The sequence below is a fragment of the Streptomyces sp. NPDC050546 genome, assembly GCF_044457425.1.
In the GTDB taxonomy this organism is placed as follows: Bacteria; Actinomycetota; Actinomycetes; order Streptomycetales; family Streptomycetaceae; genus Streptomyces.
This window is the reverse complement of the sequence record NZ_JBITGX010000003.1, coordinates 432,020-450,296: the sequence shown is the minus strand read 5'-3', so window position 1 is coordinate 450,296 and position 18,277 is coordinate 432,020. Positions and strand designations below refer to the sequence as shown.

20 protein-coding genes are annotated in these 18,277 nt (G+C 71.2%); 11 read left to right on the top strand and 9 right to left on the bottom strand.

Annotation, left to right across the window (positions count from 1 at the left end; all coding sequences use genetic code 11):
• Nucleotides 1-63: 63 nt before the first annotated feature.
• The 3 genes from ACIBK5_RS10135 to rsmI form a co-directional block, all read right to left on the bottom strand.
• Nucleotides 64-975 carry a TatD family hydrolase gene (locus ACIBK5_RS10135; RefSeq protein ID WP_399018060.1) on the bottom strand — a complete coding sequence of 304 codons (912 nt, stop codon included), beginning with the start codon at nt 973-975 and terminating at the stop codon, nt 64-66.
• A gap of 78 nt (nt 976-1,053) precedes the next feature.
• Complete coding sequence (locus ACIBK5_RS10130; RefSeq protein ID WP_399018058.1) at nt 1,054-1,470, bottom strand: hypothetical protein; 417 nt, start codon at nt 1,468-1,470, stop codon at nt 1,054-1,056.
• Nucleotides 1,471-1,730: 260 nt separating this feature from the next.
• Nucleotides 1,731-2,576: a 16S rRNA (cytidine(1402)-2'-O)-methyltransferase gene (gene rsmI, locus ACIBK5_RS10125; protein WP_399018056.1), complete on the bottom strand. Its 846-nt coding sequence runs from the start codon at nt 2,574-2,576 to the stop codon at nt 1,731-1,733.
• 85 nt (nt 2,577-2,661) lie between these two features.
• Here rsmI and ACIBK5_RS10120 point away from each other — a divergent pair, with 85 nt between their 5' ends.
• The 3 genes from ACIBK5_RS10120 (at nt 2,662) to ACIBK5_RS10110 (ending at nt 7,939) form a co-directional block, all read left to right on the top strand.
• Nucleotides 2,662-4,407 (top strand): dolichyl-phosphate-mannose--protein mannosyltransferase, encoded by a 1,746-nt coding sequence (locus ACIBK5_RS10120; protein ID WP_399018054.1) that lies wholly within the window; start codon nt 2,662-2,664, stop codon nt 4,405-4,407.
• A 132-nt stretch (nt 4,408-4,539) separates the two neighbouring features.
• The gene (locus ACIBK5_RS10115) at nt 4,540-6,171 is read left to right on the top strand and encodes a penicillin-binding transpeptidase domain-containing protein (RefSeq protein WP_399018331.1); all 1,632 of its coding nucleotides are present in this window, start codon (nt 4,540-4,542) and stop codon (nt 6,169-6,171) included.
• Between the two features lie 97 nt (nt 6,172-6,268).
• Nucleotides 6,269-7,939, top strand: a complete 1,671-nt coding sequence (locus ACIBK5_RS10110; RefSeq protein WP_399018052.1) for a penicillin-binding transpeptidase domain-containing protein — start codon at nt 6,269-6,271, stop codon at nt 7,937-7,939.
• Nucleotides 7,940-7,948: 9 nt separating this feature from the next.
• Here the strand turns inward: ACIBK5_RS10110 and ACIBK5_RS10105 are convergent, their stop codons facing one another.
• Complete coding sequence (locus ACIBK5_RS10105) at nt 7,949-8,314, bottom strand: SsgA family sporulation/cell division regulator (RefSeq protein ID WP_399018050.1); 366 nt, start codon at nt 8,312-8,314, stop codon at nt 7,949-7,951.
• Nucleotides 8,315-8,494: 180 nt separating this feature from the next.
• On the opposite strand from ACIBK5_RS10105, the gene ACIBK5_RS10100 reads away from it, so the two are divergent.
• From ACIBK5_RS10100 to ACIBK5_RS10075, 6 genes are all read left to right on the top strand, one after another.
• Nucleotides 8,495-9,565, top strand: coding sequence for an energy-coupling factor ABC transporter permease (locus ACIBK5_RS10100; RefSeq protein WP_399018048.1), 1,071 nt, complete (start codon nt 8,495-8,497; stop codon nt 9,563-9,565).
• Between the two features lies 1 nt (nt 9,566).
• Entirely contained in the window at nt 9,567-10,328 is a 762-nt protein-coding gene (cbiQ, locus tag ACIBK5_RS10095) for a cobalt ECF transporter T component CbiQ (protein ID WP_399018047.1), read from the top strand.
• Nucleotides 10,316-11,083, top strand: coding sequence for an energy-coupling factor ABC transporter ATP-binding protein (locus ACIBK5_RS10090; RefSeq protein ID WP_399018045.1), 768 nt, complete (start codon nt 10,316-10,318; stop codon nt 11,081-11,083). The genes cbiQ and ACIBK5_RS10090 overlap by 13 nt, the downstream gene beginning before the upstream one ends.
• A gap of 10 nt (nt 11,084-11,093) precedes the next feature.
• Nucleotides 11,094-11,555, top strand: a complete 462-nt coding sequence (locus ACIBK5_RS10085) for a MarR family winged helix-turn-helix transcriptional regulator (RefSeq protein ID WP_399018043.1) — start codon at nt 11,094-11,096, stop codon at nt 11,553-11,555.
• A 105-nt stretch (nt 11,556-11,660) separates the two neighbouring features.
• On the top strand, nt 11,661-12,107 hold the full coding sequence (locus tag ACIBK5_RS10080; RefSeq protein ID WP_399018041.1) for an organic hydroperoxide resistance protein: 447 nt from the start codon (nt 11,661-11,663) through the stop codon (nt 12,105-12,107).
• A gap of 34 nt (nt 12,108-12,141) precedes the next feature.
• Entirely contained in the window at nt 12,142-13,305 is a 1,164-nt protein-coding gene (locus ACIBK5_RS10075; RefSeq protein ID WP_399018039.1) for a serine hydrolase domain-containing protein, read from the top strand.
• 27 nt (nt 13,306-13,332) lie between these two features.
• On the opposite strand, the gene ACIBK5_RS10070 is transcribed toward ACIBK5_RS10075, so the two are convergent.
• The 4 genes from ACIBK5_RS10070 to ACIBK5_RS10055 form a co-directional block, all read right to left on the bottom strand.
• Entirely contained in the window at nt 13,333-13,608 is a 276-nt protein-coding gene (locus tag ACIBK5_RS10070; protein ID WP_399018037.1) for a DUF1876 domain-containing protein, read from the bottom strand.
• 66 nt (nt 13,609-13,674) lie between these two features.
• Nucleotides 13,675-14,520 (bottom strand): EamA family transporter, encoded by an 846-nt coding sequence (locus tag ACIBK5_RS10065; protein ID WP_399018035.1) that lies wholly within the window; start codon nt 14,518-14,520, stop codon nt 13,675-13,677.
• Nucleotides 14,517-15,032, bottom strand: a complete 516-nt coding sequence (locus tag ACIBK5_RS10060; RefSeq protein WP_399018033.1) for a YbaK/EbsC family protein — start codon at nt 15,030-15,032, stop codon at nt 14,517-14,519. The genes ACIBK5_RS10065 and ACIBK5_RS10060 overlap by 4 nt, the downstream gene beginning before the upstream one ends.
• 43 nt (nt 15,033-15,075) lie before the next feature.
• Complete coding sequence (locus ACIBK5_RS10055; RefSeq protein ID WP_399018031.1) at nt 15,076-15,261, bottom strand: hypothetical protein; 186 nt, start codon at nt 15,259-15,261, stop codon at nt 15,076-15,078.
• A gap of 103 nt (nt 15,262-15,364) precedes the next feature.
• On the opposite strand from ACIBK5_RS10055, the gene ACIBK5_RS10050 reads away from it, so the two are divergent.
• On the top strand, nt 15,365-16,504 hold the full coding sequence (locus tag ACIBK5_RS10050; RefSeq protein ID WP_399018030.1) for a glutathione-independent formaldehyde dehydrogenase: 1,140 nt from the start codon (nt 15,365-15,367) through the stop codon (nt 16,502-16,504).
• Nucleotides 16,505-16,607: 103 nt separating this feature from the next.
• Here ACIBK5_RS10050 and ACIBK5_RS10045 read toward each other — a convergent pair whose 3' ends face one another.
• On the bottom strand, nt 16,608-17,321 hold the full coding sequence (locus tag ACIBK5_RS10045) for a helix-turn-helix domain-containing protein (protein ID WP_399018028.1): 714 nt from the start codon (nt 17,319-17,321) through the stop codon (nt 16,608-16,610).
• A 222-nt stretch (nt 17,322-17,543) separates the two neighbouring features.
• Here ACIBK5_RS10045 and ACIBK5_RS10040 point away from each other — a divergent pair, with 222 nt between their 5' ends.
• Entirely contained in the window at nt 17,544-18,215 is a 672-nt protein-coding gene (locus ACIBK5_RS10040; protein ID WP_399018026.1) for a DUF4097 family beta strand repeat-containing protein, read from the top strand.
• Nucleotides 18,216-18,277 lie beyond the last annotated feature (62 nt).

The following is an 18,277-nucleotide window of genomic DNA, read 5'->3' as shown; positions in this document are numbered from 1 at the left end:
TCTCCAAAGCGACGCGACTACGCACAGTCGTGCGGTGAGGTGGCGGGCGGGTCGGTGGGCGGCTCAGTAGCCGAAGGCGCGTGCCGTGTTCGCCGCGAGGGCCGTGGCCAGCGTGTCCTCGTCGACGCCTCGCACCTCGGCCATGGCCCGCACCGTGATCGGCACGAGGTACGGGGCGTTGGGCCGCCCGCGGTACGGCGCCGGTGTGAGGAAGGGGGCGTCCGTCTCCACCAGCAGCAGCTCCGGCGGGGCGACGGCCACCGCGTCCCTCAGGTTCTGGGCGTTCTTGAAGGTGACGTTGCCGGCGAAGGACATGAAGTAGCCCGCGCTCGCGCAGATCTCCGCCATCTCGGCGTCGCCGGAGTAGCAGTGGAAGACGGTCCGCTCGGGAGCGCCCTCCTCCTTGAGCACACGCAGGACGTCGGCGTGGGCCTCGCGGTCGTGGATGACCAGGGCCTTGCCGTGCCGCTTGGCGATCTCGATGTGGGCGCGGAAGGACCTCTCCTGCGCTTCCTTGCCCTCGGGCCCGGTGCGGAAGTAGTCGAGTCCGGTCTCGCCGACGCCCTTGACCTGCTCGAGCCCGGCCAGCCGGTCGATCTCGGCGAGCGCCTCGTCCAGCGCTGCCTGTCCGCCCGGCTCGCGGGCGCCCTGCCTCGACCAGCCTCCCCCAGCCCCAGGGGGCTGGGAGGTGCCCCCAGGGTCGCCGTGCACGATGCGCGGGGCCTCGTTCGGATGCAGGGCGACCGTCGCGTGGACGGCGTCGTACGCGGCCGCGGTCTCGGCGGCCCACCGCGAGCCCTTGAGGTCGCAGCCGACCTGCACGACCGTCGTCACTCCGACCGAGGCCGCCTTCGCCAGCGCCTCCTCGACCGTGCCGGACTGCATGTCCAGGTGGGTGTGGGAGTCGGCGACCGGCACCCGGAGGGGGTCCGGGAGCGGGGGCGCGGCGTGCTTGCCGGAGTCGTTCGAAGGCATGCCCCGATCCTACGAAAGGGGCACGCCCTCCCCGATGGGGGAGGACCGGGGAGGGCGTCGACAAGGGAACCGGACGGGTCAGCTCGCCTTGCGCTGGAAGGGGTGCAGCAGGTCGGACAGATGCCAGTGGTGGTGCTCGCGCTCCTCCTGTCCGGCCTCCGCCGCTGCCTCGGGCGCCTCCACGGGCCCGCCGGGCGGCGGCACGCGGTGGGGCCTGCGCGCGGCGTTGCGCGCCGACTCGACCCGCCCGGGCCGCATGATCCGTACGACGTGGCCGTCGCAGTTCTGGCACGTGGGCTTGGACAGGGGGGAGGGCACGACCTTGCCGTCCGCCACGTAGAGGACGAACTCGTGCCCGGCGGCGTCCGTGTGGTGTTCTATCTCGTACGACTGCTCCCAGCCGTGCCCGCAGCGCATGCAGGCGAAGGAGTACGACTCGTTGACGACGGCGGTCGCACCGGCGCGGAGCCCGGTCTGCCCTGCGATCTCACTCATGCCAGCTCCTGTTCCGCTGTGGCGTGAGGACGATTCCGTCCCCGCAACCCAGTGGACTCCTCAGCCGGACCGAAGGCAGCAGACCTGTCGACTATTGGCGCCGATTTGGGCGTTCCTTGCCCCAGAGCCCCGTCGCCTTTGCCCTCACATGGGGCGCACGCTCAAACGACATGCGCCCTGCTCAGAGGGTGTTTACGCCCCTCTTAGGGAACGCGCCCCTTCAGGCGCGCGGGGAACTGCGCGACCAGCCCAGACAACCGTCAGCCGGAATTCTTCGCGGCGACAACGGCATCGAACACCACCCGCTTCGGCACCCCGGCCTCCACCGCCACCGCCGCGATCGCCTCCTTACGCCGCTCCCCCGCCTCCTCCCGCACCCGAACCCTCCGCACCAGCTCCTCGGGCCCGACATCCTCCGCCCCTGGCGCCGGCGCCCCCTCCACCACCACGGTGATCTCCCCGCGCACCCCCTCAGCGGCCCACTCGGCCAGCTCCCCGAGCGGCCCCCGCCGAACCTCCTCGTACGTCTTGGTCAGCTCCCGGCACACCGCGGCCCGCCGCTCCGCGCCGAACACCTCGGCCATCGCCGCCAGCGTGTCGTCGAGCCGGTGCGGAGCCTCGAAGTAGACGAGGGTGCGCCGCTCCCCGGCCACCTCCCGCAGCCGTCCCAGCCGCTCCCCCGCCTTGCGCGGCAGGAACCCCTCGAAGCAGAACCGGTCCACGGGCAGCCCCGACAGCGCGAGCGCGGTGAGCACGGCGGACGGGCCGGGCACGGCGGTGACCCGTATGTCCTGCTCGACGGCGGCCGCGACCAGCCGGTACCCGGGGTCCGACACCGACGGCATCCCCGCGTCCGTGACCAGCAGCACCCGCGCCCCGCCCGCCAGCTCCTCGACCAGCTCGGGCGTCCGCGCGGCCTCGTTGCCCTCGAAGTACGACACGACCCGCCCCTTGGGCGTGACCCCCAGCGCCTGGGTGAGCCGCCGCAGCCGCCGTGTGTCCTCGGCGGCGACGACATCGGCTCCGGCCAATTCGTCGGCGAGCCGGGGCGGGGCGTCCGCGATGTCGCCGATGGGGGTACCTGCGAGTACGAGGATTCCAGTCACCTCACCATCCTCCCAGGGGCGGAGGATGCGGACGCATACCGGCCATGCACGGGACTCACACAGAACGGTTCCCTACGATGGCGCGGTGACCAGTACCGCGTCCTCCACGGACACCCGGCAGGGCCAGGCGCCGCTCGAGCAGCGGCCGTCCTGGCAGCAGCGGCTGCGCCGCTTCGGCTACCAGGGGCAGCCCAGAAGCGACGCCCGCGACGTCCGTGACCGTCTGGTGCCGCCGTACACCGAGCCGAGCCCGCGGCTGTGGGCGGCGCTCGGCGTGCCGCACGCCCTGGCGGGACGGCTGGTGCGCTGGTCGGCCTGGATCGGCCCGCTGCTGGTCACGCTGCTGGCGGGCGTGCTGCGGTTCTGGAACCTGGGCAACCCCAAGGCGGTGATATTCGACGAGACGTACTACGCCAAGGACGCGTGGGGTCTGGTCCACCGCGGGTTTGAGGTCAACTGGGACAAGAACGCCAACGATCTGATCCTGTCGGGCGGGCACGTCACGATCCCGACGGACGCGGCGTATGTCGTGCACCCGCCGGTCGGCAAGTACGTCATCGGGATCGGCGAGCTGCTGTTCGGCTTCGACCCCTTCGGCTGGCGCTTCATGACGGCGGTGCTCGGCACGCTCTCCGTGCTGATGCTCTGCCGGATCGGCCGCCGGCTGTTCCGCTCCACCTTCCTGGGCTGTCTGGCGGGCGCGCTGATGGCGGTGGACGGCCTGCACTTCGTGATGAGCCGCACGGCGCTGCTCGACGGCGTGCTGATGTTCTTCGTGCTGGCCGCGTTCGGCTGTCTGCTCGTCGACCGCGACAAGGCCCGCGAGAAACTCGCCGCCGCGCTCCCGGTGGACGCCGACGGCCGGGTCCGGCCCGACCGGCACACCGCCGAAACGACCCGCCTGGGATGGCGCCCGTGGCGCTGGGCGGCCGGCCTGATGCTGGGTCTGGCCTTCGGCACGAAGTGGAACGGCCTCTACATCCTGGCCGCGTTCTGCGTGATGGCGGTCCTGTGGGACGTCGCCTCGCGCCGGGTGGCCGGTGCCCGGCACCCGTACTCGGCGGTCCTCAGGCGCGACCTGGGCCTCGCGTTCCTCGCCACGGTCCCGGTCGCCCTCGTCACCTACGTCCTGGCCTGGACCGGCTGGATCCTCTCCGCCACCGACGGCTCCGGCGGCTACTACCGCAACTGGGCCGCGACCAGCGGCAAGGGCGGCAGCTGGACGTTCCTGCCCGACTGGCTGCGCAGCCTGTGGCACTACGAGCACCAGGTGTACGAGTTCCACGTCGGCCTGTCCTCGCCGCACACGTACCAGTCCAACCCGTGGAGCTGGCTCGTCCTCGGCCGCCCGGTGTCGTACTTCTACGAGTCCCCGGCACCCGGCAAGGGCGGCTGCCCGTCCGACGCGGGCGGCAAGTGCGCCAGTGAGGTGCTCGCCCTCGGCACGCCGCTGCTGTGGTGGGTCGGCTGCCTCGCGGTCCTCTACGTCCTGTGGCGCTGGTTCTTCCGCCGCGACTGGCGCGCGGGCGCCATCGCCTGCGGCATCGCGGCCGGCTACCTGCCCTGGTTCATGTACCAGGAGCGCACGATCTTCTTCTTCTACGCCGTCGTCTTCCTGCCGTTCCTGTGCCTGGCGGTGGCGATGCTCCTCGGCGCGATCGTCGGCCCGCCCCGCTCCTCCGACACCCGCCGCGTCGCGGGCGCCACGGGCGCGGGCGTCCTGGTCCTGCTGATCGCCTGGAACTTCATTTACTTCTGGCCCCTGTACACCGGCACGGCCATCCCCATAGACGACTGGCGGGCCAGGATGTGGCTGGATACCTGGGTCTGACCTACGTTTCGGTCAAGAATCGAAACACCCGTACCTGTGGTAACCGCTTCCCCCCTAGAGTGCTCCCGGGATCGAGCTTTCTGAACGCGTTCAAAGGAGCGCGTGGAGGCTCAACGGGGAGGGGACGGCCTGATGGCCAAGGGGGTCAAGGTCGCTGTCATAGGCGGCGTGTTCGCGGTGATGGTGGGCGGGGCCGGCTACGGCGCCTTCAACATCGTGAGCGCGCTGACCGGCGACGGGGGCACGAGCGGCGTGGCCGCGGAGGAGAAGTCGGGGCCGCCCGGCAAGGACGAGGTCGAGGAGACCACCGCCAAGTTCTTCGCGGCCTGGGAGAAGGGCGAGGCAGCGACGGCGGCGTCGTACACGAACAACGACGCGGCCGCCGAGCTGCTGCTCACCGCTTTCGGGGACGACGCGCACATCAGGGACGTGAAGATCACGCCCGGCACGGCGCGCGGCACCACCGTGCCGTACACCGTGAAGGCCGAGGTGGCCTACGACGGGAAGTCCGAGCCGCTCGACTACAAGAGCGAGCTGAAGGTCGTGCGCGGGCTCACCACCGGGCGGGCCCTGGTCGACTGGCGGCCCGCCGTCGTGCACCCCGGGCTGAAGAAGGACGACACGCTCGTCACCGAGAAGTCGGCCAACCCGCCCATCGAGGCCGTCGGCCGTGACGGCACCGAGCTGACGAAGGAGAAGTACCCCTCCCTCGGCCCGGTCCTGGACGCCCTGCGCGCCAAGTACGGCAAGGAGGCCGGCGGCACCCCCGGCGTCGAGCTGGTGATCCGGCACGCCGGCGAGGGAGTCGCCGACACTCCGCTGCTCACCCTCGCCGAGGGCAAGCCGGGCAAGCTCACCACCACCATCAGCCCGGGCGCGCAGGCGGCGGCGGAGAAGGCGGTCAAGCGGTTCGCCCAGTCGTCGGTGGTGGCCGTCAAGCCGAGCAGCGGCGAGGTCCTGGCGGTGGCCAACAACCGTACGGACGGCTTCAACGCGGCCTTCGAGGCGCAGGCCGCCCCCGGCTCCACCATGAAGATCGTCACCGCCGCGATGCTCATCGACAACGGCGTGACCTCGATGAACGGCCCGGCGCCCTGCCCGGACACCGCCGTGTGGCAGAGCCAGACCTTCAAGAACCTCACCGGCATGAAGCCAGACGAGGGCGCCACGCTCGCCAACAGCTTCATGCGGTCCTGCAACACCGCCTTCATCAAGCTCATCGACGAGAAGCCGCTCACCGACGCCTCGCTGACGCAGGAGGCAGAGCGGCGCTTCGGGCTCGGGCAGGACAACTGGAAGACCGGCATCGTCTCCTTCGACGGCAGTGTCCCCGCGGTCGGCGGACCGGACCGGGCGGCCGGGGCGATCGGGCAGGGCCAGGTCCAGATGAGCCCGCTGAACATGGCCTCGGTGACCGCGACCGCGATCACCGGCAGCTTCCGCCAGCCCTACCTCGTGTCGCCGGAGCTGGACGACAGGGAGCTCGCGCGGGCCGAGGGCCTGCGGGCGGGCACCGCCGCCCAGTTGAAGCAGATGATGCGGCTCACCGCCACACAGGGCACCGCCGTGGCGGCCATGCGGGGGCTGGGCGGCGACATCGGCGCCAAGACCGGTTCCGCCGAGGTCGACGGCAACGCCAAGTCCAACAGCTGGTTCACCGGATTCCGGGGCGACGTCGCGGCTGCGGCCATGACCGAGGAGGGCGGTCACGGCGGCGACGCGGCCGGGCCGATTGTCGCAGCCGTGCTACGAACGGGTGGCTGATCTCACCCACGCGGGACGGGACTCTAGGGTGGTGGGCGTCGTTGGGACAGCTGAGGGCAACGGGGACCCTGGGGATTCGCGGAGGAACGGACTAGCAGTGGGCAACAGAAGGCGCGTCGCCGAGCGACGGAAGACGAGACCCGCCGTGATCGGCGGGGTGATCGCCGTGGTCGTCGGGGGCGCCGGGTTCGGCGCCTACGCGCTGTTCGGCGGCGGCGCGGCCGCCGACGACGGGACCCGGGCATCGTCGGACGAGAAGCCCGAGGTGAAGACCGGCCCGCTGTCGGCGACCGAGGTCACCACCACCGCCCGCGCCTTCCTCACCGCCTGGCAGTCCGGGAAGGTCCCGGGGGCCGCCGCGGCCACCGACGAGGCCGCCGCGGCGACGGCCCTGCTCACCGGCTACACCAAGGACGCCCGGATCAAGGACGTCACCCTCACCCCGGGCAAGCCCACCGGTGACAAGGTGCCGTTCTCCGTCAAGGGCACCGTGGCGTACAAGGACACCGAGAAGCCGCTGGCCTACGAGAGCGCGCTGACCGTCGTCCGCCGCAGCAGCGACGGAAAGCCGCTGGTGGACTGGCACTCGGCGGTCGTCCACCCGGATCTGAAGGACGGCGACAAGCTGGTCACCGGCGAGGCGGGCACGCCCCCCGTCAAGGCGCTCGACCGGGACGGGGGCGAGCTGACCAAGCAGAAGTACGCCTCGCTCGGCCCGGTGCTGGACGGCCTGCGCGAGAAGTACGGCAAGGAGGCCGGCGGCAAGGCCGGCATCGAGCTGCGGGTCGTGCGCGGGAAGTCGGCCAAGTCGGACGACCTCTCCGACAAGACCCTGCTGGAGCTGAGCAAGGGCACGCCCGGCACGGTGAAGACCACACTGGACCCCGCCCTCCAGGCGGCGGCGGAGAAGCAGGTCGCGAAGAAGGCCAAGTCGTCGGTGGCCGTCATGCGGGCCTCGACCGGCGAGATCCTGGCCGCCGCCAACGCCTCGCCCGGTTTCAACACGGCCTTCCAGGGCTCGCTCGCGCCCGGCTCCACGATGAAGGTCATCACCGCCTCGCTGCTGCTCGACAAGGGCCTGGGCTCGGCGGACAAGAAGCACCCGTGCCCGAAGTACTTCACGTACGGGCACTGGAAGTTCCAGAACGACGACAAGTTCGAGATCAAGGACGGCACGTTCAAGGCGAGCTTCGCCCGCTCCTGCAACACGGCCTTCATCAGCCAGGCGCCGAAGCTCAAGGACGACGACCTGACCAAGGAGGCCCAGCAGGTCTTCGGCCTGGGGATGAACAACTGGGCGATCGGTGTGCCGTCCTTCGACGGCGCCGTGCCGGTGCAGTCGGCGGCCCAGATGGGGGCCTCGCTGATCGGGCAGGGCGGGGTCCGGATGAACCCGCTGAACATGGCGTCGGTGTCGGCGACGGTCAAGACCGGGACCTTCCACCAGCCGTACCTGGTCTCCCCGGACGTGGACGGGCGCAAGCTCGCCAAGGCCTCGCGCCCGATGCCGGCGGGCACGGCCTCCCAGATCCGCGAGCTGATGTCGTACACGGCCGCGGCCGGGACGGCGGCGGAGGCGATGTCCGGGGTCAGCGGCGATGTCGGCGCCAAGACCGGGTCGGCCGAGGTCGACGGGCAGAAGAAGCCGAACGGCTGGTTCACCGCCTACCGGGGTGATCTGGCGGCCGCGGGCGTCGTCCAGCAGGGCGGGCACGGCGGTGAGACGGCCGGGCCGATCGTGGCGGCGCTGCTGAAGGCGGGCGGCTGACCCGAAAGGTCAGTGGGTGACCGGTTCCGCGGCGGCCATATAGGTCCGCCGCAGGAACCGCAGCAGTGCCTGTCGTTCGAACTGCACCACCAGCACTCCCTGAGCGGAGTGGAACTCCACCACGGCCTGCACCCGGCCGCACGGCCACACCCGCACCTCACCGCTGCCCCTGGGGGCCCGCAGCCCCTCCTCCAGGAGCTCACGGCCGAAGGTCCACTCGCGCCCCCCGGGGCCCGGAAGCTTGATGCCCACCACCCGGGGGTCCCGGTCGGGGTCGTACCGCAGAGTGACCGGAACCGCCTCCAGCTCATCGATCAACGGGACGGCCGCGTCCGTGACGATGTGGGCTCGCGCGTACTGCTCGACTACGGACATCGGACGGCCCCTTCACCGTGCGCAACCTGTGCGGAAACTGTGCGTCCGCTTCCTCTCCAATGTCGCATATTTTCCGGATTGCGCCCTCGGAGCCCGAACATATCGCGGCGAGATCGCGGGTGAGATAAGACAAGCGTCACGCTCTTGCAAAGCGTTCGCATCAAGCCACATCATCGAAGCGTGCATGTACCTGACGGATTCATGGACGCCCCCACCTCCGCCGCCACCGGGGTGATCGCCGCGGGCGCCGTCGCCGTGAGCCTGCGCGGCGCGCGGCGCGAACTCGACGAGCGCACCGCCCCGTTGGCCGGCCTCGTGGCGGCGTTCATCTTCGCGGTGCAGATGCTCAACTTCCCCGTGGCGGCCGGGACCAGCGGCCATCTGCTCGGGGGCGCGCTGGCCGCGATCCTGGTAGGCCCGTACACAGGGGTCCTGTGCGTCTCCGTCGTCCTGCTGATGCAGGGCCTGCTCTTCGCGGACGGCGGCCTGACCGCGCTCGGCGTGAACATCACCAACATGGCGATCGTCACGACGGTCGTCGCCTACGCCCTCTTCCGCGGTCTGGTGAAGGTGCTCCCCCGCACCCGCCGGTCGGTCACCGCGGCCTCCTTCGTCGCCGCCCTCGTCTCCGTCCCGGCCGCCGCTCTGGCCTTCACGCTCATGTACGCGGTCGGCGGCACCGCCGACGTGTCCATCGGCAAGGTCGCCACCGCCATGGTCGGCGTGCACCTCCTGATCGGCATCGGCGAGGCGGCGATCACCGCGCTGACCGTCGGCGCGGTCATCGCCGTACGCCCGGACCTGGTCTACGGCGCGCGCGGCCTCACGCAGAAGCTCAAGCTGCGGGTGAACGGCGAACTGGTCGACGCGCCCGACGCCGAGCCCGCGCCCGAGCCCGCGCCCGTGGCCGCCCGGACCTCGCACCGCCGGGTGTGGGCCGCCGGACTTGTCGCCTCCCTCCTCCTGGCCGGATTCGTCAGCTTCTACGCCTCGGCCGACCCGGACGGCCTGGAGAAGGTCGCCACCGACCACGGCATCGACAAGAAGGCCGAGGAGCACGACGCGGCCGACTCCCCGCTCGCCGACTACGGCGTCAGGGATGTCGACGACGCCCGGCTGTCCGGGGGCCTGGCGGGCGTCATCGGCGTGGGTGTGACGGTGGTCGCGGGCACCGGGGTCTTCTGGGCCGTACGCCGTCGCCGCTCGGACGACACGTCCCCGACCGACACGTCGAGCACCACGAGCGTCTGACATGGGAGCAGGGCACGCGCACAAGCTCTACCGGCACGGGCACTCGCCCGTGCACGCCCTGCCCCCGCACACCAAGATCGCCGCCGTGTTCGCCTTCGTGCTGGTCGTGGTGTCGACGCCGCGCGAGGCGATATGGGCGTTCGGGGGGTACGCCGTGCTGCTGGGCACCGTCGCGGGCGCCGCGCGCGTGCCCGCCGGCTTCCTGCTCCGGAGGCTGCTGATCGAGGTGCCGTTCGTCGCGTTCGCGGTGCTCATGCCGTTCGTGGCGGAGGGCGAGCGGGTCGACGTCCTGGGGATGTCCCTGAGCGTCAACGGTCTGTGGGGTGCCTGGAACGTGCTCGCCAAGGGCACACTCGGCGTCGCCGCCTCCGTGCTCCTCGCCGCCACCACCGACCTGCGCGCGCTCCTCCTGGGCCTGCAGCGCCTCAAACTGCCGCCGCTCCTCGTGCAGATCGCGTCCTTCATGATCCGCTACGGCGACGTCATCGCGGACGAGATGCGGCGCATGCGGATCGCCCGGGAGTCCCGCGGCTTCGAGGCGAAGGGCGTCCGGCACTGGGGCGTGCTCGCCAAGTCCGCCGGCGCGCTGTTCATCCGCTCCTACGAACGCGGCGAACGCGTGCATCTGGCCATGGTCAGCCGGGGCTACGCCGGTGCCATGCCGGTCATCGACGAGGTGACCGCGTCCCGGGCGCAGTGGTCGTACGCGCTCGCCCTCCCGGGCGCGGCTCTCGTCGTCTGTCTGCTGGGATGGACTCTGTGACTGCTTCTCTGGAGGTCTCCGGCCTCGCCTTCGCCTATCCCGACGGGCACCAGGCCCTCTTCGGCGTCGACTTCTCGATCGCGCGCGGTGAGCGGGTCGCGCTGCTCGGGCCGAACGGCGCCGGCAAGACGACCCTCGTGCTGCACCTCAACGGCATCCTGACCGGCGGCGCCGGCACGGTGCGGGTCGCCGGGCTGCCCGTCGGCAAGCGGCACATGGCCGAGATCCGGCGCCGGGTCGGCATCGTCTTCCAGGACCCGGACGACCAGCTCTTCATGCCCACCGTCCGGGAGGACGTGGCGTTCGGGCCGGCGGCGGCCGGGCTGAAGGGGCCGGAGCTGGAGGAGCGCGTGGACCGGGCCCTGGAGCGGGTCGGCATGGCGGAGTTCAAGGACCGGCCGCCGCACCACCTCTCCTTCGGCCAGCGCCGCCGCGTGGCCGTCGCGACCGTCCTGGCGATGGAGCCGGAGATCCTCGTCCTCGACGAGCCCTCCTCCAACCTCGACCCCGCCTCCCGCCGCGAACTGGCCGACATCCTGCGCTCGCTGGACGTGACGGTCCTGATGGTCACGCACGACCTCCCCTACGCCCTGGAGCTGTGCCCGCGCGCCCTGGTCCTCAGCGAGGGCGTGATCGCCGCCGACGGCCCGACCGGCGAACTGCTCTGTGACGAGGAGCTGATGCGCGCCCACCGGCTGGAGCTGCCGTTCGGTTTCGATCCGCGTTCCGTGCCGGCCGCCGAGGCCCGTCCGTGACAATGGGCGCGTGACGAACGAAGAGGACGCCGGATCGCTGCTGCTGGACGAGCAGCTGTGCTTCGCGCTGTACGCCGCCCAGCGCGCGGTGACGGCCGCGTACCGCCCGCTCCTCGACGACCTCGGCCTCACCTATCCCCAGTACCTGGTGCTGCTGGTCCTCTGGGAGCGCGGCGAGACCACGGTCAAGGAACTGGCCGCGGCCCTGCGCCTCGACTACGGCACGGTCTCCCCGCTGCTGAAGCGGCTGGAGGCGGCGGGTCTGCTGCGGCGTGAACGCTCGGCGCGGGACGAGCGGTCGGTGCTCGTGGCCGTGACCGGGCGCGGGGAGGAACTCCGGGAGCGCGCGACATGCGTGCCCGGCGCCCTGCTCACGGCGACGGGCCTGGACGGCACGGAGATCGCGCGGCTCCGCGAGGAGCTGTGGCACCTGGCCGAGAGGGCGGAGTCGGCGGCCGACCGGGCCCGCTGACCGCCGGTTACCCCGGGTTGCCACCCCCTGCTGGCGCAGGCCGGTTACCGGCCAGTACCTTGTGCACGATGTGTTTGTGCACACTTGGTTCCGGGGGAGGACAGCATGACTGACGGCCCCGCCGTCGACACCCGCCCGACGAAGATCATGTACGTCGCGGAGGCCACCGCTCACGGCGGCCGTGAGGGCTACGTCACCAGCCAGGACGGCCAGATCGAGCTCAAGGTCGCGATGCCCCCGCAGCTCGGCGGCGACGGCAACGGCACCAACCCGGAACAGCTCTTCGCGGCCGGCTACAGCTCCTGTTTCCACAACGCGCTGATCCTCGTCGGCAACCGCGAGGGCTACGACCTGGCCGGCTCCACGGTCGCAGCGAAGGTCGGCATCGGCCCCAACGCGCAGCACGGCTACGGCCTCGCGGTCGCCCTGAGCGTCTCCCTGCCGGTCGTCGACCCCGACCTCGCGACCAGGCTGGTGGACGCGGCCCACGAGATCTGCCCGTACTCGAACGCGACCCGCGGGAACATCGACGTGACGATCCTGCTTGGGTAGAGGGGAACAACCCAGCAGGACGAGGAGTACGGACGTGGATGTGAACGGCACGGTCGCCGAGGGCTTCGAGCCGGTCAGGGAAGCGTTCGTACGGAACTTCGAGACGCTCGGCGAACGGGGCGCCTCGGTCGCGGTCTACCGGGACGGCCAGCGGGTCGTCGACCTGTGGGCCGGCACGAAGGACATCGACGGCACGACCCCCTGGGAGCGCGGCACCGCCCAGGTCGTGCGCTCGGCGACGAAGGGCGTCGCCGTCGCCGTACTCCTGCTGCTGCACCAGCGGGGACAGCTGGACCTGGACGCGCCGGTGGGCCACTACTGGCCGGAGTTCAAGGCGCGGGGCAAGGAGCGGGTGCTGGTCCGGCATGTCCTGAACCACCGGGCGGGCCTGCCGGTCCTCGACCACCCCCTCACCCCCGAGCAGGCCCTCGACCCGCTGCGGGGCCCCGAGGCGGTCGCCGCCCAGACCCCCGCGTGGGAGCCCGGCACCGACCACGGCTACCACGCGCTCACCTACGGCTGGATGCTCGACGAACTGGTGCGGCGCGTGACCGGGCAGGGCGCGGGCGAGTGGCTCGCGGCGCGGATCACCGGCCCGCTGGGCCTGGACCTCTGGCTGGGCCTGCCCGAGGCGGAGGCCCACCGGGTGGGACGCGCGGGCCGCGTCGAGGGCCCCGAGCCGACGGGGGGCCTGCGCGCCCGGCCGAAGCGCTCGGTCACCGAGGCCTACGAGGACCCGGCCTCCCTCACCCGCCGGGCCTTCGCGGCGATCACCCCGTTCCCGGACCAGAACGACCCGGCCTACCGCGCGGCGGCACTGCCCGCGACCAACGCCATCGCGACGGCGGACGGACTGGCCCGCTTCTACGCGACGCTGATCGGCGACACGGCCGGCGCCGCCCGCCTCTTCACGCCGGAGACGGTCGAGCTGGCCCGGGCCGAGGAGTCGGCGGGCCCCGACCGCGTCCTGGTGGTCGGAACCCGCTTCGGCCTCGGCTACATGCTGCACGGCAGCGCCTCGCCCTTCCTGGCCCCGGGCTCCTTCGGCCACCCGGGCCGCGGCGGCGCCCTGGGCTTCGCGGACCCGGAGTCCGGGATCGCCTTCGGCTATGTCACGAACGGCTTCCGGAAGACGGTCACGGCGGATCCGCGGGCGCAGGGGCTGGTGCGGGCCGTACGGCAGTCCCTCGGCCTCTGAGACCGCCGATCACCCGGCCGTACGGCTCTAGACGTGGATCGGGTGGGAGACCCGCCCGGACGCCTGGTCGATCTCCTCATGGGCTTTGGTCAGCAACTGCATGGCGAGTTCGTTGAGCGCCCGGGCCCCGGCGATCTCCTCTCCGACCCTGGGCTGGTTGGTGTCGGACCGGTGCCGGCTGGCCGCCCCGTGCGCCCGTACCTCGGTGCCGTCGGGCAGCCGGACCAGCGCGACCGCGCGCGTGTGCTGGTCGTCCTCCATGAACTCCATCTCGACGTGCCATCCCGCTCGGGTGTGCATCATGACGATCACCTCCGGAAGACCTAGTTCCAGGGTGCTCCTCAGCTGCGGCGAGTGCACCCGCCTTGCCTATCCGGCGTGCAGCATCAGCCCGATCCCGACGACGAGCAGCCCGGCCGCCGCGATCCTCGGAGCGCCGAACCGCTCCTTGAAGAACACGGCCCCGATCGCCGCGCCCACGATGATCGACGACTCGCGCAGGGCGGCGATGGGCGCGAGCTCGGCCTTGGTCTGGGCCCACAGGACGAGGGCGTAGGCGGCGACGGAGAGGGCGGCCCCGAGGAGCCCGATCCCGGCGAACGGCCGCAGCAGGGCGACGGTCCGCCCGCGCCAGCGGCTCAGGGCGTACGCGGGGATGACGACCCCTTGCACGGCCATCAGCCAGGCGATGTACCCGAGCGGGGAGCCCGACGCGCGTACGCCCAGCCCGTCCACCACGGTGTACACGGCGATCGTCAGCCCGGTCGCCAGGGCCGCCCCGATCGCCGCCCAGTCGGGCCGGCGCCCGCGCAGCCCCCACAGGGCGACGCCGGTCAGCCCCGCGCACGACAGGGCGATCCCGGCGGCGGCCCACCCGTCGGGCACCTCGTGCGCGAAGAGCGCGGCGAGCAGGGTCACGACGAGGGGCGCGGTACCGCGCGCGATGGGGTAGGCCTGCCCGAAGTCGCCCAGCCGGAAGGACTTCATCAGCAGCGCGTAGTAGGCGATGTGGATGGCGGCGGAGAGAAGCAGATACGGCCACGCCCCGGCCGCCGGGAACGCCACGAACGGCGCGAGCGCCAGCCCGATGACCACTCCGCCGCCCGAGATGAGCGCGAACCCGGCGAGCTTGTCCGTGATCTTGTGCGCGATGGCGTTCCAGCTGGCGTGGGTCACGGCGGCGAGCAGCACGGCGGCCGTGACCAGCGGCGTCACGCGGCGCTCTCGCGCACGTCCACCAGGGTGGCGCCGGCGTGGGCGACGAGGTCGCGGGGCGTCATGGGGAACACGGTGTAGGGCGTCCCGGCCGCCGCCCACACGGTCTCGTGGCCGAGCAGGGACCGGTCGGCGAGCACACGCGTCTTCGTCCGGTGCCCGAAGGGCGGCACACCGCCGATGGCATAGCCGGTCGTCTCCCGCACGACATCGACCTTGGCCCGGGTGACCTTGTCCGCACCGAGTTCCTTGCGCACCAGTTCGAGGTCGACGCGGGAGGCCCCGTCCATGAGCACCAGCACGGGCACCCCGTCCGCCGCGAAGATCAGCGACTTGCAGATCTGGCTCAGCTCGCACCCGAGAGCGGCGGCGGCCTCGGCCGCGGTACGGGTGGCTTCCGGGAAGCGCCGGACGAGCGGCACGACCTCGTCCAGCCCCAGGTCCCGCAGGGCCTGGGCGAAAAGGGGGTGTGCTCCGGAGCCTTCGGCGTCAGTGGCGGCTGTCGTCGTCATGGGGGCACGCTAGCGGTCCGTGTATCGGACACGCGAGGGGGATTCAGCGCACGTCGTCCCCCTGCGCGACATCCGCGAACTCCCACCACGCGAGCGGCAGCCAGTCCCCGTCGACGAAGCCGTCGACGGACCCTCCGGTGCCCCGGATGGCCACGCGGGTGCCCACCGGGTAGGTCGTGCCGGACAGGCCGGAGACCGATACGAGCAATGTTCCGATACGTCGTGACAAGGCGGTGGATCCTTTTCCTGTCCGGGTGTCTTCTCTTAGTGCAAATCGTCCCATCATGTACCAGCCTGGTATATGAGCCACGGCACAGATGGAGGTGCTGACGATGAGGGCTGTCGTATACAAGGGCCCCTTCGAGGTAGCGATAGAGAAAGTGGAGGATCCCCGGATCCAGCACCCGAACGATGTGATCGTGCGGGTGACGTCGACGGCCATCTGCGGTTCGGACCTGCACATGTACGAGGGCCGTACCGCCGCCGAGCCGGGCATCGTGTTCGGTCACGAGAACCTCGGGGTGATCGAGGAGACAGGAGAGGGAGTCACGTCGCTCAGCCGCGGCGACCGGGTGGTCATGCCGTTCAACGTGGCCTGCGGCTTCTGCAAGAACTGCACGGCGGGTTTCACGGGCTTCTGCCTGACGGTGAACCCGGGCTTCGCCGGCGGCGCCTACGGTTATGTCGCGATGGGGCCTTACACAGGGGGCCAGGCGGAGTACGTACGGGTTCCGTACGCCGACTTCAACTGCCTCAAGCTCCCCGAGGGCACCGAGAAGGAGACGGACTACGTCCTTCTCGCCGACATCTTCCCGACCGGCTACCACGGCAACGAACTGGCCGATGTGCGTCCCGGTGAGAGCGTCGCCGTGTACGGCGGAGGTCCGGTCGGGCTGATGGCCGCCTACTCGGCGATGCTGCGCGGTGCGAGCAAGGTGTTCGTGGTCGACCGGGTGGCCGAGCGGTTGCAGAAGGCGCGGGAGATCGGCGCGGTGCCGATCGACTTCACCCAGGGCAGTCCGGCCCAGCAGATCAAGGAGCAGACCGACGGCCAGGGCACGGACAAGGGTGTCGACGCCGTCGGCTACCAGGCCCAGGCGCAGGGCGAGGACCGCGAGGAACCGGCGATCGTGCTGAACTCGCTCGTCGAGACGGTCCGGCCGACGGGCGCTCTCGGAGTGCCCGGTCTGTACGTCCCGCGCGACCCGGGCGGACCGGACGAGCAGGCCAAGCAGGGCATGCTGATGGTCGCCGTCGGACGCCTCTTCGAGAAGGGGCTCCGCATGGGCACCGGGCAGTGCAACGTCAAGCGGTACAACCGTCACCTGCGCGACATGATCATCGAGGACCGCGCGAAGCCGAGCTTCGTCGTCTCGCACGAACTGCCGCTCGACCAGGCCCCGTCGGCGTACGACAAGTTCGACAAGCGGGTCGAGGGCTACACCAAGGTCGTCCTGCATCCGCACGCCTGAGACGGGACGACCACAGGGGCGGCGACCTCCAGGGCCTGTTGTGCGGCAGATAAGCGTGCCAGACCCCGCGTCTGCGGCGTGATCCAAACGACAGACCTCAGGCTCACTCGGCCTTCGTACGGAGGATCTCGCGGGCCTGCTCCGCCGCGCGGGCCGTGCTCTCGCTGACGAAGTCGAGGAAGCGGGCGATGTTCTCGAGCCGGGCGGCGACCGGGGTTCCGGGGCCGAGGACGCCGACGCCCTGGCGGGCGGTCTCGACGAGCTGGGCGATGGACCGGGCGCTGGCCATCATCGACTGGTACCAGACGTCGTCGTCGACGATGTAGCGCTCGCGGCGGCGCTGGTCGCGTTCCCGGCGGACGAGGCCCTGGCTGTCCAGGAACGCGATCGCCTTGGAGATGGACGCCGGGCTGACCTGGAGGCGCTCGACGAGTTCGGACGCGGTGAGACTGCCGCTGTCGGTCAGGGTGAGGGAGGCCATCACCCTGGCCGGCATCGTCGTCATACCCGAGGCCATCATGACGGTGGTGAACACCTCTTCGTACTCACGCACGGCCTCGGAGTCGCGGCCATGGGCCTGCGGGGGCGCCTCCGCCGTCCGGGACGTGGCCTGCCGGCGCCGGTGGGCGCGGTGCTCGGTGGCGCGGTGGGCGAGGTCGGCACGGTAGGCGGTGGGGCCGCCGTTGCGCATGACCTCGCGTGTGATGGTCGAGGTCGGGCGGTCGACCCGTCTGGCGATCTCCGCGTAGGCGAGGCCGTCGGCCAGTCCCAGCGCGATCTGCTGACGTTCCTGCTGGGTGAGCCTGCCTCCCGGCATCGCGATCTCCTTCGTTCTCCTCAGATGCCCTCAGCATAGCGTTCATCTTCATTCCATTGCAACGAAGGTTGAGACGACGTTGCATTAAATCGACCACCATTGCAACGAAATTGCTGCTTTCATCTGCACTTATGCCCGCCAAGCGCAACGAGCCTGTTGCCAGAGTCATGAACGCAACGTAGCGTTTCCTTCATCGGAAACAGCGAGCTGAAGGAGAGCACGATGCAGAAGTTCACCACCCCCGCCCCGATCTCCACCGTCCTCGACATCCCCGCCGGACGTATCCAGTTCATCGCCGCCGACCGGGACGACACCACCGTCGAGGTCCGGCCCGCGGACAGCTCGAGCAGCCGCGACGTGAAGGCGGCGGAGCAGATCGGCGTCGAGTTCGGCGACGGTGTGCTGCGGATCGAGGCCGCACCGGCGAAGAACCGGATCCTCGGCAACTCCGGGTCCGTCGAGGTGACCGTCCAGCTGCCCGCCGGCTCCCGTGTCGAGGCGAAGGCGGCCAGCTCCGAGTTCCGGGGCGTGGGACGGCTCGGCGATGTCGCCTTCGAGGGCCAGCACGGCTCGGTCAAGCTCGACGAGACCGAGGGCGCCCGTCTCACCCTCCTCGCCGGCGACGTCTCGGTCGGACGGCTGGGCGGAACCGCGGAGATCAGCACCCAGAAGGGCGACATCCGGGTCGCCGAGGCCATGGGCGGCTCGGTCGAGCTGCGTACCGAGCACGGCGAGATCTCGGTCGGCGCCGGCCGCGGCGTCTCCGCCACCCTGGACGCCGGCACCGGCTTCGGCCGGATCCACAACACGCTGATGAACGCCGACGGCGCCGCCGCCGGCCTGAACATCCGCGCGACCACCGCCTACGGCGACATCACCGCCCGCAGCCTCTGAGGGGCATGAGCACGGAAGAGCCGGTGAGGGCGCCCGTCCCCACGGAGCCCTCACCGGCCGGT